The following is a 23,508-nucleotide window of genomic DNA, read 5'->3' on the forward strand; positions in this document are numbered from 1 at the left end:
GGGCGCGCGCCGGATGCTTCCCGTCGCGCGCCCTGTGGTCAGGGGTACTGCGTGCCGCTTAGTTTAAGGTTTTATGCAGGCCTTGTAAATCGTAGACCCGCAACTCGTCGAGATGACGCATGCCTTCGACCGCAGCCTCCGCACCCGCTATTGTAGTGTATGTCGTCACGCGCGCGGCCAAAGCTGAAATCCGGATCTGGCGCGAGTCGACAATCGCACTGCGTTTTTCTTCGACCGTGTTGATCACCAGCGCGATCTCGTGGTTCTTGATCATGTCGACGATGTGCGGACGGCCTTCGATCATCTTGTTGACGGCCTGGCATGGAATGCCCGCCGCGGTGATCACCGCCGCCGTGCCCTTGGTCGCGACGACCTGGAAGCCCATCGACTGCAGGTCGCGCGCCACTTTCACCGCGCGCGGCTTGTCCGAGCCCTTCACCGACAGGAACACCTTGCCCGATTCGGGCAGCTTGACGCCGGCGCCCATCTGCGACTTGACGAACGCTTCGCCGAAGGTCATGCCCACGCCCATGACTTCACCGGTGGACTTCATCTCGGGTCCGAGAATGGTGTCCACGCCAGGGAATTTCACGAACGGGAACACGGCTTCCTTCACGCTGTAGAACGGCGGCACGACTTCGGTGGTGATGCCCTGCGACTCCAAGGTCTGGCCGACCATGCAACGGGCCGCGATCTTGGCCAGTTGCAGGCCGGTCGCTTTCGACACGAACGGCACCGTGCGCGAAGCACGCGGGTTCACTTCCAGCACGAAGACCGTGTCAGTCATCACGCCATCGACTTCCGTCTTCTGGATCGCGAACTGCACGTTCATCAGGCCGATCACGTTCAAGCCCTTGGCCATCAGCGAGGTCTGGCGCTTGAGTTCATCGATGGTCTCTTGCGAGAGCGAATACGGCGGCAGCGAACAGGCCGAGTCGCCCGAGTGCACGCCGGCCTGCTCGATGTGCTCCATCACGCCGCCAATAAAGGTGGTTTCGCCGTCGGAGATGCAGTCGACGTCGACCTCAATGGCGTCGTTCAGGAAGCGGTCCAGCAGCACCGGCGAATCGTGCGATACCTTGACCGCTTCGCGCATGTAGCGTTCCAGGTCGCGCTGTTCGTGCACGATTTCCATGGCCCGCCCGCCCAGCACGTACGATGGACGCACCACCAGCGGATAACCGATTTCCTGCGCCAGCGCCAGTGCTTCAGGCTCGGTGCGCGCGGTGCGGTTAGGCGGCTGGCGCAAGCCCATTTTTTGCAGCATCTGCTGGAAGCGCTCGCGGTCTTCGGCCGCGTCGATCATGTCGGGCGAGGTGCCGATGATCGGCACGCCGTTCGCTTCCAGGTCGAGCGCGAGTTTCAATGGCGTCTGGCCGCCGTACTGCACGATCACGCCGACCGGTTTTTCGATGGCGACGATCTCCAAGACGTCTTCCAGGGTCAGCGACTCGAAATACAGGCGGTCCGAGGTATCGTAGTCGGTCGAGACGGTTTCGGGATTGCAGTTGACCATGATGGTCTCGTAGCCGTCTTCGCGCATCGCCAGCGCCGCGTGCACGCAGCAGTAATCGAATTCGATACCCTGGCCGATGCGGTTCGGGCCACCGCCCAGCACCATGATCTTTTTCTTGTCGCTCGGGTTGGACTCGCACTCTTCGTCATACGTCGAGTACATGTACGCGGTGTCGGTCGAAAATTCGGCCGCGCAGGTATCGACCCGCTTGTACACCGGACGGATGCCCATCGCATGGCGCGTCTCGCGCACCACTTTGTCGCTCGTGTGCAAGAGAAAAGCCAGGCGGCGGTCCGAGAAGCCTTTTTGCTTCAGTTTGTACAGGGTCGGCTTGTCGATCGATTCGAGCTTTTGATTGTCGAGCCACAGTTCGATGTCGACGATTTCCTTGATCTGCACCAGGAACCACGGATCGATGTGGGTCAGCTGATGCACTTCTTCCAGCGTAAAGCCCTGGGCAAAGGCGTCGCCCACGTACCAGATGCGGTCCGGGCCGGGTTCGCCCAGTTCTTCTTCGATCTTTTCGCGGTCGCGCGTTTTCTCGTTCAGGCCATCGACGCCCACTTCCAGGCCGCGCAGGGCCTTCTGGAACGATTCCTGGAAGGTGCGGCCAATCGCCATGACTTCACCGACGGACTTCATCTGGGTGGTCAGGTGATGGTCGGCAGCCGGGAATTTTTCGAACGTGAAGCGCGGGATCTTGACCACGACGTAGTCGATCGACGGTTCGAACGAGGCTGGCGTGGCGCCGCCGGTGATTTCGTTGCGCAGCTCGTCGAGCGTGAAGCCCACCGCCAGCTTGGCCGCGATTTTCGCGATCGGGAAACCGGTCGCTTTCGAGGCCAGCGCGGACGAACGCGACACGCGCGGATTCATTTCGATGACGATCATGCGGCCGTCAGCCGGGTTGATCGCGAACTGCACGTTCGAGCCGCCCGTGTCGACGCCGATCTCGCGCAGCACCGCCAGGGAGGCGTTACGCATGATCTGGTATTCCTTGTCGGTCAGGGTCTGGGCCGGCGCCACGGTGATCGAGTCGCCCGTGTGCACGCCCATGGCGTCCAGGTTTTCGATCGAGCAGATGATGATGCAGTTGTCCGCCTTGTCGCGCACCACTTCCATCTCGTACTCTTTCCAGCCGATCAGGGACTCTTCGATCAGCAGTTCCTTGGTCGGCGACGCTTCCAGGCCGCGCTTGCAGATGGTCTCGAATTCTTCTTCGTTGTAGGCGATGCCGCCGCCTGTGCCGCCCATGGTGAACGAGGGACGGATAATGGTCGGAAAACCCATCTCGCGCTGCACGGCCCACGATTCTTCCATCGAGTGCGCCACGCCGGAACGCGCCGAACCGAGACCGATCTTGGTCATCGCTTGCTTGAACTTGGAGCGGTCTTCGGCCTTGTCGATGGCTTCCGGCGAGGCGCCGATCAGCTCCACGTTGTATTGTTTGAGCACGCCGTTGTTGTGCAGGTCGAGCGCGCAGTTGAGCGCGGTCTGGCCGCCCATGGTCGGCAGGATGGCGTCGGGACGCTCCTTGGCGATGATGCGCTCGACGACCTTCCAGGTGATCGGCTCGATGTAGGTCACGTCCGCCATTTCCGGGTCGGTCATGATGGTCGCCGGGTTGCTGTTGACGAGGATGACTTTATAGCCCTCCTCGCGCAGCGCCTTGCACGCCTGGGCGCCGGAATAATCGAACTCGCAAGCCTGGCCGATGATGATCGGGCCTGCGCCAATAATCAGAATACTTTTAATGTCACTACGCTTTGGCATATTATTTAATCTCCGCGGCTTGCATCATGCTGATGAAGCGGTCAAACAGGTAAGCTACATCGTTCGGGCCCGGCGACGCTTCAGGGTGGCCCTGGAAGCAGAAGGCCGGCTTGTCGGTGCGGGCAAAGCCCTGCAGCGAGCCGTCGAACAGCGATACGTGGGTCACACGGCAGTTGGCCGGCAGGGTTTGCGCGTCGACCGCGAAACCGTGGTTCTGCGAGGTGATCATCACCTTGCGCGAATCGAGATCCTGCACCGGGTGGTTGGCGCCGTGGTGGCCGAACTTCATCTTGAGCGTGCGCGCGCCGGAAGCGAGCGCCATGATCTGGTGACCGAGGCAGATGCCGAAGGTGGGGATGCCACGCTCGATCAACTCGCGGCTGGCCGCGATCGCGTAGTCGCACGGTTCCGGGTCGCCCGGGCCGTTGGCCAGGAAAATTCCGTCCGGATTGAGCGCCAGCGCATCGGCGGCGCTGGCCTGGGCCGGCAGCACGGTCACTTTGCAGCCACGTTCGGTCAGCATGCGCAGGATGTTGCGCTTGACGCCGTAGTCGAAAGCGACGACATGAAACTTGGCATCGGTCAGCTTGCCGTAGCCTTCGCCGAGCTTCCATTCGGTCTCGGTGAACTCGTAGGCGGCGGTGGTCGAGACCACCTTGGCCAGGTCCATGCCGGCAAGACCCGGGAAGGAGCGCGCCAGTTCCAGCGCCTGCACCTGCGAAGGCTCGTTGCCCTGCGTGCCGACCAAAATGGCGCCGCCCTGCGCGCCTTTTTCGCGCAACAGGCGGGTCAGCTTGCGGGTGTCGATGCCGGAGATGGCGACGATGTTTTCGGCCTTGAGGTAGTCCGACAGCGACTGGGTCGAACGGAAGTTCGACGCCAGCAGCGGCAGGTCACGGATGATCAGCCCTGCGGCGTGGACCTTGCTTGCCTCGACGTCTTCCGGATTGACGCCCGTATTGCCGATGTGCGGATAGGTCAGCGTGACAAGCTGGCGCGAATAGCTTGGATCGGTCAGGATTTCCTGGTAACCGGTCATGGCCGTGTTGAACACGACTTCCCCGGTAGTATGGCCGGCGGCGCCAATGGAAATACCTTTAAATATCGTTCCATCGGCGAGAGCCAGGATGGCTGGAACGGCGGGGCCAGAAAAAAATGGCGGCAAGGGCAACTCCTGATAAAGTTACCGTAGCTGCGCCACGTCAGACCGACGACCATGGTTTCCCCGGTGCGCTTAGCGCTGGGGGATGGTGTCATTTTGAATGAGGGATAGTGGGTAGTCGCTACGGTAGGTGTATGAATGGCTAAACCTCCAAATTATAGCGCAACGCGGCCTTTCCGGCAATCGCCGGCGGATGCATTTGCATCGCTTTTCGCGCTTTTACTGGACATTGCCAACCGTCCTCTATACATTTGAGACAGCATCCTCGGGCAAACCATTTATCAGGAAATGTGATTATGTCTACATTTGGAAGAGATACGCCGATGGAGCGCCCCAACCCGGGCGGGCGGGCAGCGGTATTCGTGCCCAAGACTAACGCGGAAGACGCCGTCAAGGAGATGCTGAAAAACGGCTCGGGCATGGTCGGCTTCGGCAACAGCGACGGCTCGGTCACGGTCTACTTCGAAAACAACCGCTTCAACGATTCGAGCCTGCACAAATGGGAAAGCAAGGTGTGGAAGGCCTACGGAAGAATGGTCGAGCTTTCGCCCACTGTTAACAAGCTGGTGTGCGATGCCAGCAACCTGGCGCAGGTGGGATTCGTCCAGGGGCCGGAAATCGAGGTGCGCGACATGGAATTGCTGCTGGGCTGGCTGGAACGCACCAACGCGGTCGACTCGGCGCCTGCCGGGCCGCTGATTCACGCCTGAGGACAAGCCCCCGCCTGGGGCGCATGCCGCGTGCGCGCCCGGCCCGCCATCACTTCGACCGGCCCGAGCTCATGTAAAACACCGCATCGCGCACCTGGTCGCCCGTCAGGGCCGGCATGCCCCCTTTGGGTGGATGCGCCCTGAAGCCATCGATCGCGTGCTTCACCAGCACATCGAAACCTTGCTTGTTACGCAGTTCCCACACCGGCCGGTCGGTCGGGCGCGGGGCGTTGACCAGGCCCTGCGCATGACAGACCTGGCACGATTCCTCATACACCTTGCGTCCCCGCACGAGCGCGCCCGCGTGGCCGGCGGCCTCGAGCTTGCTCACGCGCGCCGGAACCATTAGGTCGAGCTCGTCGCCGGCCATTTGCAAGCCACGCTCCCCGCTTGGCAGTTCAAGTTCAGCCTGGGCATTGACGCTGCCCTGGGCGGCGGCTTTTTCCAGCAAAGCGGTGGCGTCCGCCGCCGACACAAGGTGCTTGCGCAGGCGATAACCGTACAGCGCGTAGGTCGCGTCGCCATGACCTCGATCGGAGAGCGCGGCGAGGTAGGCCAGCCCGCGTTGTTCATCAAGGGGAAACTGCCGGCCAGAGATCAGCGCCAGCCCGAGCATGTACTGGGCGCGCAGGTCGCCCGCCCTGGCGGCCTTGGTCCATGCCCGCTCGGCGGCGACAAATTTCTCCTGGCGAAACAGCTGCTCGCCGGATTCATCGCTCGCTCGCGCCGCGCCGCCGGCACTGCCGAGGATGCAGAACATGGCAAGCGACACCAGCGAGGCCTTGCATATGGTGTTCATAGCGCTCCTTAACATCGTCAGGCGCCGAGGCGGGGCCTGTTTACAAACCCAGCGCGCTCAGCCCCGGATGATCGTCCGGGCGGCGCCCGAGCGGCCAATGGAACTTGCGCTCCTGCTCGCGGATCGGCAGGTCGTTGATGCTGGCGTGGCGCAGCGCCATCAAGCCGTGCTGGTCGAATTCCCAATTCTCGTTGCCGTAGGAGCGGAACCAGTTGCCGGCGTCGTCGCGCCACTCGTAGGCGAAACGCACGGCGATGCGGTTGCCGCCGAAGGCCCACAACTCCTTGATCAAGCGATAGTCGAGTTCGCGCACCCATTTACGCGTCAGCAGGCCGACGATGGCCTCGCGCCCGGTGACGAATTCGGCGCGGTTGCGCCAGCGGCTGGCGGCGGTGTAGGCCAGCGCCACGCGGGCCGGATCGCGCGAGTTCCAGCCATCTTCGGCCAGGCGCACCTTGAGCGTGGCCGATTCGTGGGTAAAGGCAGGCAGGGGCGGACGGTTTTCCGATTCAGTCATGTGGATTCTCCTGGAGGGGGAAGCACAGAATAAGCGATCGCATCCGAACCGGCCCTGCGCAGAGCCGCCCCGAAAACCGGATCAGGGCGGCCGTCGCCCTTCTTTATTGCGCCAGCGCGGCGATACCGGCCTTGGCGATCTGCGCATCCTGGTCCGATTTCACGCCCGAGACGCCGACGGCGCCGATCACGTGACCGTCCACGATCACCGGCACGCCACCTTCGAGCATGCCTTCGATGAACGGCACCGTCAGGAACGCTGTGCGGCCGTTGTTGATGATGTCTTCATAGACCTTGCTCTCGCGCCGGCCCAGCGCCGCCGTCTTGGCCTTGGACGGTGCAATGTGCGACGACAATGGCGCGGCGCCGTCCAGGCGTTGCAAGGACAGCAGATGGCCGCCATCGTCGCAGATGGCGATGGTCACCGCCCAGTTGTTGGCAACGGCTTCGGCTTGCGCGGCGGCGGCGATTTTCTGGACGTCGGCGAAGTTCAGGTACGGTTTCGATGGCATGTTGATATCCCAAGTGATTAATGCGGGCAATTTTACGGCAAGCGCGCGGCCTGCCGATATCGGATTGGCTATAGCCCTTATGACTGCTGGCGCGCCTTGAGCTTGGCTTTGATCTGCGGCATCACCGCCGCGGCGGCCTGCTCGCCGGCCATGATGGCACGGTTGCGGCCGGCAAAGTCGTTGCTGCCCATTTTCGGCAGGTTCGGCGTAATGACCACATCCGCATCCTTGAGCTCGTAGTGATTGAGGCGCTGGCCCATGATGGCGAAGGTCTGCATCAGCACTTCGAGCGAGCTGACAGCCGCCTGCGCATCGGTCTGGCTCGAAATATTGACCGCGATAATGAAATCAGCGCCCATTTCGCGCGCGAAGCGCACTGGCACCGGCGCCACCAGGCCGCCATCGACATACGAGCGGTCACCAATGCGCACCGGCTGGAACACGCTCGGCACGGACGAGGAAGCACGCACCGCCTGCCCTGTGTTGCCGCGCCTGAACAGGATCGGCTGACCGTTGTTGAGGTCGGTCGCAACGGCGCCGAAAGGGATCTTGAGCTTTTCGATCGGCACGTTCTTGACGGCCTTGTTCACGTAATTCTGCAGGGCGTCGCCCTTGAGCACGCCGGACGACTTGCCGAACAGCGGCATGGCCCAGTCAGAAATTTCGGCCTCATCCATTTCCATGGCGGTCTTTTGCAGGGCGAAGCCATCGTTGCCGGCGGCATACATGGCGCCGACCACGCTGCCGGCGCTGGTGCCGACCACGACATCGGCAAAGATGCCCTGCGCTTCGAGCGCCTTGATCACGCCAATGTGGGCGAAGCCGCGCGCGGCGCCGCCACCCAAGGCCAGGCCGATGCGGATTTTCTTGGGCACGGCGGCGGCGGCCGGTTGCAGCACGGCGGCCGGTTTGGTGGCGGGAGGAGTGGTCGTACCGCAGCCGGCGAGCAACACGGCGAGGGCGATCAGGGAACGGCGTTTGGTGAACATAGTGGTCGTCAAAGAAGCGAAGACCACGATTGTACCTGCTCCCGGGAACGCAAGGCTGTCGGCGGGAGAGCATAGTTTATTGGGTCTGCAATAAAAGGGCATAATTGCTTATGCCAAAAAAACAATGCTGGCAATGATCCGTAGGGGCAGCGAGCTCATCCACGTTTAAGTTAGTCGAAGCAGTATCCAACAAACTGAGGCCGTTTTTTACGTTGTGCTGGTGTAGTGCATGAATTCAAAATATGTGTGGGTTTGTTCGGCCCGCGAAGCTTGTAGGTATGACGCAAACAACCGCTCATCGCCTACGGCCTTGGCCAAATTTTTCCAAGGCATTCCGCGCTTTGATCATTCAGCGCCAAACGCGCCCAAGGGGACCGGTGGCGCGCGATTGAGCAAGAAAGCGGTACAGACGTCCTTAAGCGACAACGATGTGCGCGCCTTTCGCAGCGCCTCTGACAACATCGTTTGCGAGGCGATCTGCTCAATCCAGAAGTCAGCAAAGGTCAAACCGGGCGATACAAAGAATCCGACGCTATAAACCACCCCGCCGCCTGCGCCCGCCTGGCGAAGTCATATTGAGCTTCCTAAGCTAATTTATCGTGTCGTTGACGAACCGCCAAGGTGCGCGTCTATTGGAAGGTCTTTCCCATAATCACGTAGCAGCTGACACATTCAAGTAAGGAAATTGAGTCGACACATAGTCAAATATCCGCAGCGGCGCGTCATTTCACTAATTCGTTGAAGTTGATTGCCTCCAAAAAGTTGAAGTTATCATGGAATCCGCCATTCCGGCCAAGCTCCGGGAATCTTGTTGTTGCGGTTTCCAGTCGAGCCTGCAAATCGCGACCGGAAGTAACGCCAATTGCGGTGCGAATACCGGTTCGGGTGTCTTCATCTGCGGCGCGAAGGAACATTTTGAACTTATTTCCGTAGGACGAGTAAATGGTGGTCCGCGCTCTCCAGATCCGTGGCCATTCGCCGGCAGGCGTGGGGGGAAATGACGATGCAACTGAACCCAACATGAGAAAAACGTCAGCCTCCATGATCTCAGGGAAAGAAGCTTTATCTGTCGAGCAACGCTCCTTCAATATATCTGCGACTACGGAGACTCGCTTCAACGTCAATCGTCTGTTCCGATGCTCGTCAAGCGAGACCATCTCCTTATCGAAAGCGACAAAGGTTTCCGCTGCGGTAGCGCTTTGACGAGAACTTTGAATTACGTAGACTGCGCTCATAAGGCGCCGTAGGCACTTCCAACAACTGTGTCGTAGAAGGGCAGCAGCTTGAATTAAGAACGCTTCGTAAGCAAAGAAGTAGTACAGGTCAGCCCAGCCAGGGTAAAAGCTTCCCTGATTTGTAGGTGGACCGAAATGTGCGCCCAATCCCTCCATCAGCTTAAGAAATGGGGCCAAAGAACTTGTGTCGTCCCCCGAAAATGCAGCCACGCCTTCTACATACTCAGCCAGTTGGTCCCGCAGCGATTTAGTAGACGAAATAGCTTGAAACACCCCTTCATCATAATCATCTCCTTCAGGGGTAACATATAGCTTAGTAACTTCCGAGAGCAGGCTTTTGATAAAAAGTGCTTCGAGGCCATGGCGGTTTGGCTTGCCATCTTGAATTGCCCGTAGCGCGGCACCAAGCTCCTTCACATAGCTTGCTCCTGAGCTTGAGACAAAGTATGGTACGCCGCCGAGTTTCGGTTTTTGATGGAACGGCTGCTCGTAAATCAATCGAAGGAGCTCATCCAGTCCAGCGCCATACTGTTCGTCGTTGGATACGTCGATGTAGATCAGTCCTTTCATGAACACAGGAAGGCATGGATGTCCGTCGTCGTCGTATTCACAGACCACAGGGACGAATTTAGTCTGCTTCACTCGGCCATACAGCTCTTGCGAAATGATTTGGGATTCTGTGCCGACGCCGCCCGCCCGTGAGTTGGCCTTCTCTTGGTATTTCCGGTCACAGATTACCAGCACCTTATTGACGCTAGGGTCCACTACCATTGATTCCATGAATACGTATTTGTCGTGTCCCGGCTTAAGGTCCCACTTATCCAGAACTGCGTCAATTCCATGACCGCGCAAAGTTGTCGCAAAGTCAATTACAAATTGCTCATGTTCTGGCGTCGTCCAGCTATAGGAAATAAAAACTTTGGGGTGCTCAGTGGATGCGCTCATATGGACAGTCTATTCAGATCAGAACAGTTAGATCCCCGTACCTCAATCGAGGTCAGTGGGAAATGGGTGCGTAAAGCACTCCTCAGATATTCAGAATTCAAACTTTGTTTAGGCCCCACTTTGCCTGAATAGCTGCGCGATGGCAAGAAGCATGACAGCTTGCACCTAATATCGGGCGCGGTTTCCAGGCCCAGATCGATACCGACAAATGCACGAATGGACTGGCTGTCATAGATCGCATCTTCAATGCCTTCATCAGACAGACCGAAGCACTGCTGTGCCACATACATGTGCAGCATGCGCGCCAGTCCGATTGGCGGACGACCTGCGCCCACCAACTTTGGATAGAACGGTTCAATCAGCTTGTGCAGCTTCTCCCATGGCGATACGCTGTCGATCTCGGCGAGAAAACGGTCGCGCCGTGTCAGCTTCTTCTTGGAAGCGTATTAGAGGTCAGAAAAACTCTTTTGCATGATCGGTGGCGAGGCGGTTGGATACCTCGATATTGTCTCAGGTCGTCGCCCCGCCGGGGGCATGGGTGGCGGAGTAAATCAGCGCCTCCCTGGAGGCCGCCATTGGCATACCTGTCGCCAGAAAACATCAGGAAGTATTCCTCATCACGGAACCGGCAGCCAATACCACCGCCGATCAGGAAGTATTCCTCATCACGGAACCGGCAGCCAATACCACCGCCAAGCTGACCGACTTCATCCAGAACTTCCAGCACGACGGCAAATGGCTTACGCCGCCGGCAGCGACACGATAAAACTGCTGCCCTTGCCCGCTTCCGACTTGATGGTCAGGTTGCCGCCGTGGCGCAGCAGCACGTGCTTAACGATCGCCAGGCCCAGTCCTGTGCCCTGGGTTTCGCGCGAGCGGCTCTTGTCGACCCGGTAAAACCGTTCGGTCAGGCGCGCGATGTGCTTCTGGTCGATGCCGATGCCGGTATCGCTGGCCACGAACTGCGGTCCATTCGGACCCATTTGCCAGGCCAGGTGTACGGTGCCGCCCGGCGGCGTGTAGCGCACCGCGTTCGAGGCCAGGTTGCCGAAGGCGCTGCGCAATTCTTCCGCATTGCCCGAAATGCCCGGCCCATTCACGCTCGACGTGATCTGGTGCTTGCCGCCCGACAGCGCCCTCGCCTCCTGCACCACCTGCTCCATCAGCGCGGCAATATCGACCGATTCGCTGCGCAAGGGGTAATCCATCGATTCCAGGCGCGACAGGGTCAGCATGTCTTCGATCAGGCGCTGCATGCGGTGGCCCTGCTCGGTCATCAGTTTCAGGTGCGACATGCGCGTTTCCGGGTCGAGGTTCATTTCGCTCGACGCGATTTCCAAAAAGCCGACGATCACCGTCAGCGGCGTGCGCAGTTCGTGCGAGGCGTTGGCGATGAAGTCGCGCCGCATTTCCTCGATGCGCTGGGTTTCGGTGGCGTCGTGCGTGACCAGGATCTGGCGGCGGTTTTCGAAAGGGATGATCTGGCAGATCAGCTTGCGGTCGCGAAAACTCAGGGTCAGCGGGTTTTCGTAGCGGCCGAGGATGATGTAGTCGATGAAATCCGGATGGCGGATCAGGTTGGTGACGCGCATGCCCTTGTCGCGTTCCAGGGTCAGGCCCAGGTGGCGTTCGGCGGCCGGGTTGCACCATTCGAGGAACAGCACGTCGTCCATGATGGCCACGCCGTCGGGCAGCAGGTGCATGGCCTGGCGAAAACGGGCCAGCCATTCGGTCAGCTCGGCCTGGTTACGTTCGTCGTCGCGGCGCAGGCGGTACAGGCGCGAGAAGATATTGGTCCAGGAACCCCAGCCGTCGGGCAGCTTGCCGGAATGCGGGTCGTCCAGCCAGTTACCGAGCTGGTGCAGGTAAGAGAGCTGGATGAACAGCAGGACGAAGACGGACAAAAAGGCGACGGCCAGGCCGTAGACCAGCCCGAACAGCCACCAGAAGACGCCCGCGCCAAGCAGGATGAAGCTCATGCGCAACAGCGCGGGGATCCAGAACAGCAGTTTGGGGTTCATGTTGCGGGGGGTGTCCTTTGTTCAAGCTACTACCCCGTCGTTCCCGAGAAGGCGGGAACCCAAGGTTCCATGAGCAGCCACGAGAAGCGCTGCGAACTTGGGTTCCCGCCTTCGCGGGAACGACGGGCGGAAAGCGGCGGATTACGCTACTAAATACGAATACAACATCACTTCTCCGACAGCATATACCCCACGCTGCGCACGGTCTTGATCAGCTTTTCCGATTCCTTGAGCGCCTTGCGCAGCCTGAGCACATGCACGTCGACCGTGCGTTCCTCGATCACCACATGGTCGCCCCACACCTTGTCGAGCAACTGGCTGCGCGAGAACACCCGCTCCGGATGCGCCAGCAAGAATTTCAGCAGCTTGAACTCGGCATGCCCCATGTCGATCTTCTGGCTGTCGATCGACACCGTGCAGCTGACCGGGTCCAGGGTCACCGGTCCGGCGCTCATGACCGCCTGGTCATGCTCCGGGCTCTTGCGGCGCAACAGGGCCTTGGCGCGCGCCAGCAATTCACGCGGCGAAAATGGCTTGGTCACGTAATCGTCGGCGCCATTGTTGAGCCCGGCGATCTTGTCCTCTTCCATGCTCTTGGCGGTCAGCATGATTACCGGAATGTCCTGGAAGTTGCGGTCCGAACGCATGCGCGAGAGCAGGCGCAAGCCTGTCTGGTCGGGCAACATCCAGTCCAGCAACATCAGGTGCGGCGTGCGCTGCTGCATGAATTCCCAGGCGTCGGCCACATTCTGCACCGAACACACATTCCAGCCCGCTTCACGCAGGGAAAAGGTCACCAGTTCAACAATGGCCGGTTCGTCTTCTACGATTAATACAGTGGTTTTTTCGGCTGCCATCGAGATTAGGGTACAGGTTGATCGGGAATCAAAAGGGCCGGCTTGCTATGCCGGATGTCCTTGCCTTCGACGACGTAGATGACGTATTCGGCGATGTTCTTGGCATGATCGCCAATGCGCTCGATCGCCTTGGCCACCCACAGCGTGTCCAGCGCCGACGAAATCGTGCGCGGGTCTTCCATCATGAAGGTAATCAGGTTACGCATGATCGAGCGGAATTCGTGGTCGATCACCGCATCCTGGGCGATCAGCTGCAAAGCCTGCTTGCCGTCCAGGCGCGCGAAGGCGTCGAGCGCATCGTGCAGCATGTCGGAGGTGGCGGTGGCGATCGTGCGCACCATTTCGTAATGGTTCACGCCAACCGCGCCGCGTCCATGCAAGTTCTTGGAAGTGCGCGCGATCTTGGCCGCTTCGTCGCCGATCCGTTCCAGATCGGTGATCACCTTGATGGTCGCCATGACCGTGCGCAGGTCGTTGGCGGTCGGCTGGCGCCGTACGATCAGGTGGCTGCAGGCGTCGTCGAGCGCCACTTCGAGCTGGTTGACTTCGTCGTCTTCCGCGATTACGCGGTCGGCGCGTTCGAGGTTACCGATGCGAAAACAGGTCATCGCGTCGAGAAACTGGGTCTCGACAATGCCACCCATCAGCAACACCTTGGAGCGGATGGTTTCTAGTTCGTGATCGTACTGCTTGGATGAATGCTCGCCTATCATTGCTGCTCTCCGTAATATGTTTTGTCGTGGCTCAGCCAAAGCGTCCGGTGATGTAATCCTGCGTCTCTTTGCGGGCGGGATTCATGAAAATCTGGTCGGTTTCGCCAAACTCGACCAGCTCGCCCAGGTACATATAGGCGGTGTAGTCCGAGCAACGCGCGGCTTGCTGCATGTTGTGGGTCACGATGGTGATCGTGTAATCCTGTTTCAGTTCGCTGATCAGTTCTTCCACTTTCGCGGTCGAGATCGGGTCCAGCGCCGAGGTTGGCTCGTCAAGCAAGAGCACGTCCGGTTTCACCGCCACGCCGCGCGCGATGCACAGGCGCTGCTGCTGGCCGCCCGAGAGCGACAGGCCGCTCTTGGACAGCTTGTCCTTGACCTCGCCCCACAGCGCCGCTTTTTTCAGCGCCCATTCGACCCGTTCATCCATCTCGCCCTTGGACAGGTCTTCGTACAGGCGCACGCCGAAGGCGATGTTGTCGTAGATCGACATCGGAAACGGGGTAGGTTTCTGGAACACCATGCCGACCTTGGCGCGCAGCATGTTCACATCCTGGCCCGGGTCGAGGATGTTCTTGCCGCGGTAAATCACCGAGCCTTCCGCGCGCTGGCCCGGATACAGGTCATACATGCGGTTCAGGGTGCGCAGCAGGGTCGACTTGCCGCAGCCGGACGGGCCGATGAAGGCCGTCACTTGTTTTTCGTAAATGTTGAGATTGACGTTGGTCAAACTCTGCGTCTTGCCATAAAAGAAGTTCAGGCCGGAAATCTCGATCGTCTTGTTCTTCGGCGTTACAGTAGGCATCGGTGTAGGCATAGGGCTCATGAGAGGGATCGGTCGATTATTTCGTGGTTTTCTGGCTGAACATGGTACGCGAGACGATGTTCAACAACAACACGCTGAAGGTCAACAGCAAGGATGCGGCCCAGGCCAGGTTGATCCAGTTGTCCGCCGTGCTGAGCGCGTAGGTATTGATAATCACCGGCAAGTTGGCGATCGGTGCGTTCATGTTCGAACTGAAGAACTGGTTGGAGAGGGCCGTGTACAGCAGCGGCGCGGTTTCGCCGGTAATGCGCGCCACCGCCAGCAGGACGCCGGTGACCACGCCCGACTTCACAGCGCGCAGGCGCACGGTGGTGGCCACTTTCCAGCGCGGCGCGCCCAGGGCGAACGCCGCTTCGAGCAGGTTTTGCGGCACCAGGCGCAGCATGTTGTCGGTGGTGCGCACCACCACCGGGATGGCGATCAGCGACAGCGCGACCGACCCGGCGTAGCCGGAATAGTGCCCGGCCACGTTGACGTACATGGTCCACACAAAAATCCCCAGCACGATCGAGGGGGCCGACAGCATGATGTCGGTCACAAACCGCGTGACCTGGGCAAAGCGGTTTTCTTCGCCGTATTCGGCCAGGTAGACGCCGGCCAGCACGCCGATCGGGGTGCTGATAAACGTGGCCAGGCCGACGATCATCAGGCTGCCGAGAATGGCGTTGCGCAAACCGCCGCCCTGGGAATCGGGACCGGGCGTATCGGCCAGGAACAGGTCGAGCGACAAGGCCGAGAAGCCCTTGATCAGCAAGGTCGACAAAATCCACATCAGGAAGATCAGGCCGACCGACATGGCCAGCACCGACAAGGTGATGCCGATCCGGTGCTTCCAGAGGCGCTTGCGGTAGACAGGGTTAACAATCGTCTGGCTCATTTGACGCCTTCCTTGCGTGACATTCCGGCCAGCATCAGCTTGGCTGCGGACAGGACGATAAAAGTAATGATGAACAGGATCAGCGCCGTCGCCAGCAGCGACGAGGTATGCAGCGGATGCTCGGCTTCGGCGAACTGGTTGGCCAGCAGCGAGGCGATACTGTTACCGGCGGAGAACAATGACAAGGACAGGTTGTTGGCGTTGCCGATCACGAAGGTGACCGCCATGGTTTCGCCGAGCGCGCGGCCCAGGCCCAGCATGACGCCGCCGACCACACCGGTCTTGGTGTACGGCAGCACGATCTTGCGCACGACTTCCCATTTGGTGCAGCCCAGGCCGTAAGCCGACTCTTTCAGCACGGCTGGCACGATTTCGAACACATCGCGGATGACCGAGGCGATGAAGGGGATGATCATGATCGCCAGCACCACGCCGGCGGCCAGGATCGAAAAGCCCATCATCGGGCCGCTGAACAGCTTGCCGATAAGCGGCAACTGGCCCAGCGTGCTTTTCAGGAAAGGCTGGACATATTCCGAAAACAGCGGCACCAGCACGAAGGCGCCCCACATGCCGTAAATAATCGAAGGAATGCCCGCCAGCAGTTCGACGGCGGTGCCCAGCGGGCGGCGCAGCCAGACCGGGCAAATTTCAGTAAGGAATAATGCAATGCCGAAGCTGACCGGAAACGCGATCAGCAGGGCGATCACCGAGGTGGCCAGGGTGCCGACGATGGGGATCAGCGCGCCGAATTTCTGGTTGCCCGGATCCCACTCTTCGCTGACGATAAAGCCGAAGCCGAATTTGCTGAAGGCCGGCGCCGAGCCGATGATCAGCGAGACGATGATGCCGACAAGCACCAGCAGGACCGTTGCCGCGAACAGCAGGGTCACTTTATGAAAGAAGAAATCTTGCATGCGCTGCTTGCGCATGGTGGAAAGCAAGGCGGCATGTTCGCGCTCATGCGCTGCGGATTTGCTCATGGCCATTGCGATAGTTGGGTTTGCGCTCATTGATTGACTTCGCCAGGTGTCCACATGATGTTGATCGCCATGATGTTGATTGATACCGATAGTGATGCTAAATGGGCAGGCGGGCCGCACACGCGCCCCTCCCGCCCCTTGTTGTTACCAGATGGCCTTGCCGGCCGCATCTTTCAGATTGGCTTTCCAGGAGTCGCCCACCAGCTTGGTGACGCTGTCCGGCAGCGGCACGTAGTCCAGTTCGACAGCGGCGGCGTCACCATTCTTGAACGACCAGTCGAAGAACTTGATGACTTCCTTGCCCTTGGCGGCATCGGCCTGGCTCTTGTGCATCAGGATGTACGATACGCCGGTGATCGGCCAGCTGTTCTTGCCTGGCTGGTCGGTCAGCACCACGCCGAAACCTGGCGCCTTGGCCCAGTCGGCCGAGGCGGCGGCGGCCTTGAAGTTCTCGTCGTCCGGCTGCAGGAACACGCCATCCTTGTTCTTGAGTTGGGTGTGCGCGATCTTGTTTTTCTTGGCGAAGGCCCACTCGACGTAGCCAACCGCACCTTTGACGCGCTGCACGGTCGAGGCGACGCCATCGTTGCCCTTGCCGCCCACGCCAACCGCCCACTTCACCGATGCATCGGCACCGACTTTGGTCTTGAATTCGGGCGATACTTTCGACAGGTAGTCGGTGAACAGGAAGGTGGTGCCCGAACCGTCGGCGCGGTGGACGACGGTGATGTCGTCGGCCGGCAGCTTGACACCCGGGTTCAGGGCGGCGATTTCAGGCGCGTTCCACTTGGTGATCTTGCCCAGGTAGATGTCGGCGATGACCGGACCGGTCAGCTTCATCGCGCCAGGAGCGATGCCTTCCAGGTTGACGATGGTGACCACGCCGCCCATGATGGCCGGGAATTGCATCAGGCCTGCCGCGTCCAGTTCTTCGACTGGCAGCGGTTTATCGGAAGCGCCGAAGTCGACGGTTTTCGCCTTGATCTGTTTGATGCCGGCGCCGGAGCCGACCGATTGATAGTTCATGCCATTGCCGGTTGCCTTCTTGTACGACTCCGCCCATTTCGCATACACAGGGTAAGGAAAGGTCGCACCCGCGCCGGTCATGTCCGCAGCCATGGAGTTCGCTGCCGCCAATGCGCCAACGCCAACGATGATGGAAGCCAACAACTGTTTCATTCGCATATCAAGTCCTTGTGGGTTATACAACGTGGAATGCTGCGCAGTCTACCGCGCAAATATGACATGTTTATGACATGGTCGAAATCCTGCAAGAATCGTTTTGCTGTCTGCATGATACGCTTTGTATGTCATCGAGGCATGTCACACAATTCACACCCCGTGTCACCGACTTGTCATATTCATTTATTACACTGGCGGCGTTTACTATTATCTATCTGACTAGTTAAAGACATAATGAAAACTGCATCGAGCACGGACCCGGCGCGCGCCAACATCTTCCTGGACCGCGAGTTGTCACAATTGACGTTCAACCGCCGTGTACTGGCCCAGGCGGAAGACACTTCCCTGCCCTTGCTGGAGCGGCTGCGCTACCTGTGCATTGTCAGCAACAACCTGGACGAGTTCTTCGAAGTGCGCGTGGCCAGTCTGCTTGCCCAGGGCAACCTTGCTGAAAATCCCGCGCTGATCGCCAACCTGACGCGCATCAGCAACGAATGTCACAATCTGGTCAAGGACCAGTACGCGGTGCTCAATACCGAAGTGCTGCCGGAACTGAAGGCCAACGGCATCCACCTGGTGCGCCACACCGACCGCAACGAGGCCCAGCGCGCCTGGGTAAAGGAGTATTTCGAGCGCGAAGTGCGCCCCCTGCTCACCCCGATCGGACTCGACCCGGCCCACCCGTTTCCGCAAGTGGTCAACAAGAGTCTGAACTTCATCATCTCGCTGACCGGCAAGGATGCATTCGGGCGCGGCACCGGGATCGCCATCGTCAAGGCGCCGCGCGTGCTGCCGCGCGTGATCCGCCTGCCCGATCACCTGTCGAGCAACGGCGCCATGTCGTTCTGCCTGCTGTCCTCGATCATCCACTCGCATATCGAAGACTTGTTTACCGGGCGCGATGTGATTGCCTATTCCCAGTTCCGGGTCACGCGCGACAGCGACCTGTGGGTCGACGAGGAAGAAGTCAAAAACCTGCGCCAGGCGCTCAAGGGCGAATTGCAGGGTCGCCAGTTCGGCACCTCGGTGCGGCTGGAAGTGGCCAAGAATTGCGCGCCGGAATTGTCCGAATTCCTGCTCGAACAGTTCGGGCTCGACAAGAGCCGCCTGTACGCGGTCGACGGCCCGGTCAACCTGGTGCGCCTGGCCGAGCTGATCGACCATGTGAAGCAGCCGGCGTTGCGCTTCGAGCCCTTCGTGCCCGGCATGCCGCAAAAGACCGCGCACCACGACATCTTCGAGCAGCTGAAAAAGCACGACATCCTGCTGCACCACCCGTTCCAGTCGTTCCAGACCGTGGTCGACTTCATCCAGGTGGCCGCGCACGACCCATCGGTGGTGGCGATCAAGCAAACCATCTACCGTACCGGCATGCACTCGGACCTGATGGAAGCGCTGATGGCGGCCGCCCGCGCCGGCAAGGAAGTGACCGTCATCCTGGAACTGATGGCGCGCTTCGACGAAGAAGCGAACATCAACTGGGCCGACAAGCTCGAACAGGCCGGCGCGCAGGTGGTGTACGGCGTGGTCGGCCTGAAAACCCACGCCAAGGTGGCGCTGGTGATCCGGCGCGAGGATGCCGACGCCGACGGCAATCCCGGTGGCCTGCGTTTCTACGCCCACCTCGGCACCGGCAACTACCACCTGACCACCACCCGCCTGTACACCGACTTTGGCCTGTTGACCGCGCACGCCGAGATGGCGCAGGAAGTAAACGAAGTATTCATCCACCTGACCAGCCTGACCAAGCCGCACAAGCTGACCCATTTGTGGCTGGCGCCGTTCGCGCTGCAGAGCGAAATCATCAAGGCGATCCGCAACGAAGCGAAGATCGCCCGCGCCGGCCGGCCGGGGCGGATCATCGTCAAGATCAATGCGCTGGTGGACGAATCGGTGATCCGCGCGCTGTACGCGGCCTCGCACGACGGCGTGAAGATCGACCTGATCGTGCGCGGCGCCTGCACCCTGAAACCCGGCGTGCCGGGGCTGTCGGAGAATATCAAGGTGCGCTCGATCATCGGGCGCTTCCTGGAACACAGCCGGATTTACTATTTCCGCAACGACCTGGCGCACGATGTGTACCTGGCCAGCGCCGACTGGATGAGCCGCAACCTGTTCCGCCGGATCGAGGTGGCCTTCCCGATCCTCGACAAGGCGCTGAAACGGCGCGTGCTCACGGAAGGATTGAACCCCTACCTGAAAGATAACTCGAACGCATGGGAGCTCGACGCGAGCGGGCATTACCAGCGCCGCAAGGTGCGCGGCAAGCAGGTGGAGTTTTCGGCGCAGCGCCATTTGATGGAATTATTGGGCACGCACCCGGTCGATACCGGAGAGTGACAGGAGAACACGATGGATCTGATTTTATGGCGGCACGCCGAGGCGCACGACGCCGATGCGGGCCAGGACGACATGGAGCGCGCACTCACGCCCAAGGGCCAGAAACAGGCGCGCCGCATGGCCGACTGGCTCACCTCGCAGCTGCCCGACAGCACCCGCATCCTGGTCAGCCCGGCCCTGCGCACCTTGCAGACGGTCGAACCGCTCAAGCGCAAGTTCAAGATCGTGCACGAGCTGGCGCCGGGCGCCGATCCGGAAGACGTGCTGATGGCGGCCAACTGGCCGAACGGACGCGAGCCGGTGCTGGTGGTCGGGCACCAGCCGACTCTGGGCCAGGTGGCGGCGCTGCTACTGTCGGGGCATCCGCAGGACTGGCAGATCAAGAAAGCCAACGCCTGGTGGCTGGTGCAGCGCGAGGCGCTCGATCCCTACAGCCTGTATCTGAAAGGCGTGATGGCGCCCGACCTGATTGTTAAATAAGTCGGTCGCAATCCTTGAATTGTTGTATTCACCTGCTAAAGTTTAGGTGTATCAACTAAAGGAGAAATCGCTCAACGGCGGTTCATGATCATGTTAAGCATGCTCGTCATGGCCATTTTCGGAGGCATGGTTGGCTTGGTGCTGTATGAACTGGTGGAAGAGGTTCACGGCAGCAAGCTCGACTTGCAAGACCGCTATCACGAATAGCACCTGGCTCACTAGGGCCGATACAAAAGCGGCAAGGCCCGAGGGCGCTTGCCGCTTTTGCCATGCAGCGTTGCTCACCCATCACGGTTGCGTATCCGCCACCGTCGCTTACCGGCCAACGTCGCTTACCCACCACCGTCGCTCATCTGCCACCGTCGCTCATCTGCCACCGTCGCTCCCGCGAAGGCGGGAGCCCAAGTTTTCTGCTCAGTCATGGACTTCGGTGCGAACTTGGGCTCCCGCCTTCGCGGGAGCGACGGAGCGAGCGCCGTTTAACGCCCGGTCTTGAACTTCGTATACGTCCTCGTCATCACCCGGCGAATATCCTGCGGCACCGCTTCCGGCGGGATCATCTTCTTCAAGTCTTCCTCCGACAGGAACACGCTCTTGTTCTCCGCCACATCCTTGCGCACGAACTTCATGCCGGCCTTGTTCGGATTGGCAAAGAACACCTTGTTGGTCAGGCTGGCCTGCACTTCCGGACGCAGAATATAGTTCATCCACAGATGGGCATTATTCGGATGCGGCGCGTCGGCCGGAATGGCCATGGTGTCGAACACCAGCGGCGCGCCGTTTTTCGGCACCAGGGCCTCGATCTTGACGCCCTTTTTCGCATCGATGGCGCGCTGGCGGGCGATATTGATATCCCCGGCCCAGCCGAACACCACGCAAATGGCGCCATTGGCCATGTCGTTGATATACCCGGAAGAACTGAACAGGGTCACGCTCGGACGCACCGCCTGCAGCATCGTGCCCGCAGCCGCATAATCGGCCGCGTTCTTCGAATACGCCGGCTTGCCCATGTAATGCAGCGCCGCCGGGAACACCTCGGATGGCGAATCGAGGAACGACACGCCGCACGACTTGAGCTTGGACGTGTACACCGGATTGAAGATCAGCTCCCACACATTGACCGGCATCGGCGTGGTGCCCAGCGCGGCCTTGACCTTGTCGACATTGATGCCGACCGTGGTGTAACCCCACATCCAGTCCACCAGGTGCTCATTGTTCGGGTCCAGCGTGGCCAGCTTGGCCTGGATGCCCGGATCGAGATTGGCCAGGTTCGGCAGCTTGGATTTATCGAGTTTACGCAATAACTTGGCGTCGATCTGCTGGCGCGCCCACGGTGCGGTTGGCACCACGATGTCGTAGCCCGATTTACCGGCCACCAGCTTGGCGTTCAAGACTTCGTTACTGTCGAAGACATCGTAGCGCACCGTGATGCCGGTCTCCTTGGTGAAGTTCTTGATCGTGTCGTCGGCGATGTAGTCGGACCAGTTATATATGTTGAGGACTTTTTCCTCGGGCTGCTGGGCCTGGGCCGGAACGCCCGACCAGAGAACCGCCGCCAGCGCGGCCAAACCCAGGCCGAGCCGCCGTTTCGCGTGCATGTGCCGATTGACTGCCACCATTGATGCCTCCGAATATAGATATACGCCAGATAAATGCCCCGTGCGGGACGCACTGCTGGAATGATCCGGCATTGCGGCCCGGTTGGCAAGCGCCGCCGCGCAAGCGCCTTGCATGGGCGCGCATAGCTATCTACAATCTGGCCTGTTGCGGTATCCTTTCCACTTTCCCCTTCCCGGACGGCTCCAGACGATGAAAACAAGCCCTGCGACGCTCGACGCGAGCACGCCGGAACCACGCATGTACCGGGTGGTGGCCGATAGCATCGCCCAACTGATCGTCGCCGAAAGCATGCAGCCCGGCCAGCGCCTGCCCGCCGAGCGCGAACTGTCGGCGCGCCTGGGCGTGAGCCGCGCTTCGCTGCGCGAGGCATTGATCGCCCTGGAGCTGGGCGGCGTGGTCGAGGTGCGCAGCGGGTCGGGCGTGTACGTCAGCGCGCAGGCGGCGAGCGCCACCCGGGCGCCGGAGGTCGGCCCCGGCCCGTTCGAAGTGCTGGCCGCGCGCCGCATGATCGAAACCGAGGTGGCCGGCCTGGCCGCCAAAAATGCCACCGATTCGGCCATCGACGCCATTCTCACCGCCGTGCTGGAAATGGAGCGCGACCACGAAGACCGCGCCAGCAACGAGCAGGCCGACCGCAATTTTCACCTGGCCCTGGCGCGCGCGACCGGCAACACGGCGCTGGTGGGCGCGATCGACTACCTGTGGAACCAGCGCGGCACCTTGTGGCACAAGCTCAAGGAACACTTCCAGACCGAAGAACTGCGCAAGCAGACCTTGATCGACCATCGCAATATTCTGGCGGCGATCGCCGCGCACGATGTCGCCGGCGCGCGCCAAGCCATGCGCGTACACCTTGAACGCGTTACGCGCACCTTCTCCCGTGCGTAGGCACAGCGCGCCGGGCTTCACCTATGTGGGCCTGATGGTGATGATCGCCGTGATCGGGGTGGCGACGGCGGCCACTGTGTCGGTGGGCGAGCTGGCGCGCAAGCGCGACGCCGAAACCGAGCTGCTGTTCGTCGGCAAGCAGTACATCCGCGCCTTTCTCGAATACGAACTCAATACGCCGGACGGCCATGCCAGCCATGCCCCGTCGCGCCTGGAGGATTTGTTGCAGGACCCACGCCAGCCGGGCATGAAGCGCTACCTGCGCCAGCTCTACCCCGACCCGATCACCGGCAAGGCCGACTGGCAGCTGGTGCGCGCGCCGGGCGGCGGCGTGATGGGCGTGCGCAGCGCCTCGTGCGCACCAACGATCCGGCGCAGCTTCACCGATGGCGACTTCGTTTACCTCGATGGTCAAAAGCGCTACTGCGACTGGCAGTTCGCCTACGCGATGGCGTGCGGCGGCAACTGCAAGGACACCTTGCGCCCGGAAGACTGACGCTTCGAACGAAAAAAAACCACGCGAACAGGGATCGCCTGTGCGCGTGGTCAAACCGGCTACATAGGCCG

General features: G+C 60.5%; 22 protein-coding genes and 1 pseudogene. 7 read left to right on the plus strand and 16 right to left on the minus strand.

The features are described from left to right. Nucleotides 1–58: 58 nt before the first annotated feature. Together carB and carA are read right to left on the minus strand one after the other, a co-directional pair. Nucleotides 59–3,289 carry a carbamoyl-phosphate synthase large subunit gene (carB, locus tag F0185_RS11060; RefSeq protein WP_167224334.1) on the minus strand — a complete coding sequence of 1,077 codons (3,231 nt, stop codon included), beginning with the start codon at nucleotides 3,287–3,289 and terminating at the stop codon, nucleotides 59–61. A gap of 1 nt (nucleotide 3,290) precedes the next feature. Next, nucleotides 3,291–4,454, minus strand: a complete 1,164-nt coding sequence (gene carA, locus F0185_RS11065) for a glutamine-hydrolyzing carbamoyl-phosphate synthase small subunit (protein ID WP_167224336.1) — start codon at nucleotides 4,452–4,454, stop codon at nucleotides 3,291–3,293. 293 nt (nucleotides 4,455–4,747) lie between these two features. On the opposite strand from carA, the gene F0185_RS11070 reads away from it, so the two are divergent. Then, a complete protein-coding gene (locus F0185_RS11070; protein WP_167224338.1) occupies nucleotides 4,748–5,161 on the plus strand; it encodes a hypothetical protein in 414 nt (137 codons plus the stop codon). Between the two features lie 49 nt (nucleotides 5,162–5,210). On the opposite strand, the gene F0185_RS11075 is transcribed toward F0185_RS11070, so the two are convergent. From F0185_RS11075 to F0185_RS11090, 4 genes are all read right to left on the minus strand, one after another. Beyond that, complete coding sequence (locus F0185_RS11075) at nucleotides 5,211–5,960, minus strand: c-type cytochrome (RefSeq protein ID WP_167224340.1); 750 nt, start codon at nucleotides 5,958–5,960, stop codon at nucleotides 5,211–5,213. Between the two features lie 40 nt (nucleotides 5,961–6,000). Then, nucleotides 6,001–6,477 carry a nuclear transport factor 2 family protein gene (locus tag F0185_RS11080; protein ID WP_167224342.1) on the minus strand — a complete coding sequence of 159 codons (477 nt, stop codon included), beginning with the start codon at nucleotides 6,475–6,477 and terminating at the stop codon, nucleotides 6,001–6,003. Nucleotides 6,478–6,580: 103 nt separating this feature from the next. Continuing rightward, nucleotides 6,581–6,988 (minus strand): GlcG/HbpS family heme-binding protein, encoded by a 408-nt coding sequence (locus tag F0185_RS11085; RefSeq protein WP_167224344.1) that lies wholly within the window; start codon nucleotides 6,986–6,988, stop codon nucleotides 6,581–6,583. 77 nt (nucleotides 6,989–7,065) lie between these two features. After that, nucleotides 7,066–7,977, minus strand: a complete 912-nt coding sequence (locus tag F0185_RS11090; protein WP_167224346.1) for a patatin-like phospholipase family protein — start codon at nucleotides 7,975–7,977, stop codon at nucleotides 7,066–7,068. A gap of 229 nt (nucleotides 7,978–8,206) precedes the next feature. Between F0185_RS11090 and F0185_RS11095 the strand changes: the two genes are divergently transcribed. Continuing rightward, the gene (locus F0185_RS11095; RefSeq protein WP_167224348.1) at nucleotides 8,207–8,515 is read left to right on the plus strand and encodes a hypothetical protein; all 309 of its coding nucleotides are present in this window, start codon (nucleotides 8,207–8,209) and stop codon (nucleotides 8,513–8,515) included. A gap of 184 nt (nucleotides 8,516–8,699) precedes the next feature. Here F0185_RS11095 and F0185_RS11100 read toward each other — a convergent pair whose 3' ends face one another. The 9 genes and pseudogenes from F0185_RS11100 to pstS form a co-directional block, all read right to left on the minus strand. Then, nucleotides 8,700–10,157 (minus strand): toll/interleukin-1 receptor domain-containing protein, encoded by a 1,458-nt coding sequence (locus F0185_RS11100; protein ID WP_167224350.1) that lies wholly within the window; start codon nucleotides 10,155–10,157, stop codon nucleotides 8,700–8,702. Between the two features lie 170 nt (nucleotides 10,158–10,327). Next, nucleotides 10,328–10,585, minus strand: a pseudogene (locus tag F0185_RS11105) (transposase); the annotation flags it as partial. Between the two features lie 312 nt (nucleotides 10,586–10,897). Beyond that, nucleotides 10,898–12,178: a phosphate regulon sensor histidine kinase PhoR gene (gene phoR / locus F0185_RS11110; RefSeq protein ID WP_167224352.1), complete on the minus strand. Its 1,281-nt coding sequence runs from the start codon at nucleotides 12,176–12,178 to the stop codon at nucleotides 10,898–10,900. 167 nt (nucleotides 12,179–12,345) lie between these two features. Beyond that, the gene (locus F0185_RS11115) at nucleotides 12,346–13,035 is read right to left on the minus strand and encodes a response regulator (protein WP_166888586.1); all 690 of its coding nucleotides are present in this window, start codon (nucleotides 13,033–13,035) and stop codon (nucleotides 12,346–12,348) included. Between the two features lie 5 nt (nucleotides 13,036–13,040). Then, nucleotides 13,041–13,748, minus strand: coding sequence for a phosphate signaling complex protein PhoU (gene phoU, locus F0185_RS11120; protein ID WP_166870092.1), 708 nt, complete (start codon nucleotides 13,746–13,748; stop codon nucleotides 13,041–13,043). 31 nt (nucleotides 13,749–13,779) lie between these two features. Continuing rightward, complete coding sequence (gene pstB, locus F0185_RS11125; protein WP_187362493.1) at nucleotides 13,780–14,565, minus strand: phosphate ABC transporter ATP-binding protein PstB; 786 nt, start codon at nucleotides 14,563–14,565, stop codon at nucleotides 13,780–13,782. Between the two features lie 25 nt (nucleotides 14,566–14,590). Next, the gene (pstA, locus tag F0185_RS11130) at nucleotides 14,591–15,451 is read right to left on the minus strand and encodes a phosphate ABC transporter permease PstA (RefSeq protein WP_167224354.1); all 861 of its coding nucleotides are present in this window, start codon (nucleotides 15,449–15,451) and stop codon (nucleotides 14,591–14,593) included. Further along, nucleotides 15,448–16,431 (minus strand): phosphate ABC transporter permease subunit PstC, encoded by a 984-nt coding sequence (gene pstC / locus F0185_RS11135; RefSeq protein WP_229476908.1) that lies wholly within the window; start codon nucleotides 16,429–16,431, stop codon nucleotides 15,448–15,450. The genes pstA and pstC overlap by 4 nt, the downstream gene beginning before the upstream one ends. Before the next feature lie 144 nt (nucleotides 16,432–16,575). Next, nucleotides 16,576–17,616, minus strand: a complete 1,041-nt coding sequence (gene pstS / locus F0185_RS11140; protein ID WP_167224357.1) for a phosphate ABC transporter substrate-binding protein PstS — start codon at nucleotides 17,614–17,616, stop codon at nucleotides 16,576–16,578. Between the two features lie 231 nt (nucleotides 17,617–17,847). Between pstS and ppk1 the strand changes: the two genes are divergently transcribed. The 3 genes from ppk1 (at nucleotide 17,848) to F0185_RS35170 (ending at nucleotide 20,640) form a co-directional block, all read left to right on the plus strand. Then, nucleotides 17,848–19,953, plus strand: a complete 2,106-nt coding sequence (gene ppk1 / locus F0185_RS11145; RefSeq protein WP_167224359.1) for a polyphosphate kinase 1 — start codon at nucleotides 17,848–17,850, stop codon at nucleotides 19,951–19,953. A gap of 12 nt (nucleotides 19,954–19,965) precedes the next feature. Next, nucleotides 19,966–20,433 carry a phosphohistidine phosphatase SixA gene (sixA, locus tag F0185_RS11150; protein WP_166888573.1) on the plus strand — a complete coding sequence of 156 codons (468 nt, stop codon included), beginning with the start codon at nucleotides 19,966–19,968 and terminating at the stop codon, nucleotides 20,431–20,433. A gap of 84 nt (nucleotides 20,434–20,517) precedes the next feature. After that, on the plus strand, nucleotides 20,518–20,640 hold the full coding sequence (locus tag F0185_RS35170) for a hypothetical protein (RefSeq protein WP_267875850.1): 123 nt from the start codon (nucleotides 20,518–20,520) through the stop codon (nucleotides 20,638–20,640). Between the two features lie 272 nt (nucleotides 20,641–20,912). Here F0185_RS35170 and F0185_RS11155 read toward each other — a convergent pair whose 3' ends face one another. After that, nucleotides 20,913–22,052, minus strand: a complete 1,140-nt coding sequence (locus F0185_RS11155; protein ID WP_167224361.1) for a polyamine ABC transporter substrate-binding protein — start codon at nucleotides 22,050–22,052, stop codon at nucleotides 20,913–20,915. A gap of 190 nt (nucleotides 22,053–22,242) precedes the next feature. On the opposite strand from F0185_RS11155, the gene F0185_RS11160 reads away from it, so the two are divergent. Further along, entirely contained in the window at nucleotides 22,243–22,941 is a 699-nt protein-coding gene (locus F0185_RS11160) for a FadR/GntR family transcriptional regulator (RefSeq protein ID WP_167224363.1), read from the plus strand. After that, a complete protein-coding gene (locus tag F0185_RS11165) occupies nucleotides 22,934–23,437 on the plus strand; it encodes a type II secretion system protein (RefSeq protein ID WP_167224365.1) in 504 nt (167 codons plus the stop codon). The genes F0185_RS11160 and F0185_RS11165 overlap by 8 nt, the downstream gene beginning before the upstream one ends. Nucleotides 23,438–23,508: the final 71 nt, after the last annotated feature.

Origin of the sequence: Massilia rubra (assembly GCF_011682065.1) — a bacterium.
Taxonomy (GTDB): Bacteria; Pseudomonadota; Gammaproteobacteria; order Burkholderiales; family Burkholderiaceae_D; genus Telluria_A; species Telluria_A rubra.

What these genes read in the sequence shown, in the direction of transcription:
- sixA (WP_166888573.1), top strand. Translation starts at nt 19,966, where the DNA reads ATGGATCTGATTTTATGGCGGCACGCCGAGGCGCACGACGCCGATGCG.
- pstC (WP_229476908.1), bottom strand. Translation starts at nt 16,431, where the DNA reads ATGAGCAAATCCGCAGCGCATGAGCGCGAACATGCCGCCTTGCTTTCC.
- F0185_RS11095 (WP_167224348.1), top strand. Translation starts at nt 8,207, where the DNA reads ATGAATTCAAAATATGTGTGGGTTTGTTCGGCCCGCGAAGCTTGTAGG.
- F0185_RS11085 (WP_167224344.1), bottom strand. Translation starts at nt 6,988, where the DNA reads ATGCCATCGAAACCGTACCTGAACTTCGCCGACGTCCAGAAAATCGCC.
- F0185_RS11070 (WP_167224338.1), top strand. Translation starts at nt 4,748, where the DNA reads ATGTCTACATTTGGAAGAGATACGCCGATGGAGCGCCCCAACCCGGGC.
- F0185_RS35170 (WP_267875850.1), top strand. Translation starts at nt 20,518, where the DNA reads ATGATCATGTTAAGCATGCTCGTCATGGCCATTTTCGGAGGCATGGTT.
- pstB (WP_187362493.1), bottom strand. Translation starts at nt 14,565, where the DNA reads ATGCCTACACCGATGCCTACTGTAACGCCGAAGAACAAGACGATCGAG.
- F0185_RS11160 (WP_167224363.1), top strand. Translation starts at nt 22,243, where the DNA reads ATGAAAACAAGCCCTGCGACGCTCGACGCGAGCACGCCGGAACCACGC.
- F0185_RS11100 (WP_167224350.1), bottom strand. Translation starts at nt 10,157, where the DNA reads ATGAGCGCATCCACTGAGCACCCCAAAGTTTTTATTTCCTATAGCTGG.
- F0185_RS11075 (WP_167224340.1), bottom strand. Translation starts at nt 5,960, where the DNA reads ATGAACACCATATGCAAGGCCTCGCTGGTGTCGCTTGCCATGTTCTGC.
- F0185_RS11090 (WP_167224346.1), bottom strand. Translation starts at nt 7,977, where the DNA reads ATGTTCACCAAACGCCGTTCCCTGATCGCCCTCGCCGTGTTGCTCGCC.
- pstS (WP_167224357.1), bottom strand. Translation starts at nt 17,616, where the DNA reads ATGCGAATGAAACAGTTGTTGGCTTCCATCATCGTTGGCGTTGGCGCA.
- F0185_RS11115 (WP_166888586.1), bottom strand. Translation starts at nt 13,035, where the DNA reads ATGGCAGCCGAAAAAACCACTGTATTAATCGTAGAAGACGAACCGGCC.
- carB (WP_167224334.1), bottom strand. Translation starts at nt 3,289, where the DNA reads ATGCCAAAGCGTAGTGACATTAAAAGTATTCTGATTATTGGCGCAGGC.
- F0185_RS11080 (WP_167224342.1), bottom strand. Translation starts at nt 6,477, where the DNA reads ATGACTGAATCGGAAAACCGTCCGCCCCTGCCTGCCTTTACCCACGAA.
- phoR (WP_167224352.1), bottom strand. Translation starts at nt 12,178, where the DNA reads ATGAACCCCAAACTGCTGTTCTGGATCCCCGCGCTGTTGCGCATGAGC.
- pstA (WP_167224354.1), bottom strand. Translation starts at nt 15,451, where the DNA reads ATGAGCCAGACGATTGTTAACCCTGTCTACCGCAAGCGCCTCTGGAAG.
- F0185_RS11155 (WP_167224361.1), bottom strand. Translation starts at nt 22,052, where the DNA reads ATGGTGGCAGTCAATCGGCACATGCACGCGAAACGGCGGCTCGGCCTG.
- phoU (WP_166870092.1), bottom strand. Translation starts at nt 13,748, where the DNA reads ATGATAGGCGAGCATTCATCCAAGCAGTACGATCACGAACTAGAAACC.
- ppk1 (WP_167224359.1), top strand. Translation starts at nt 17,848, where the DNA reads ATGAAAACTGCATCGAGCACGGACCCGGCGCGCGCCAACATCTTCCTG.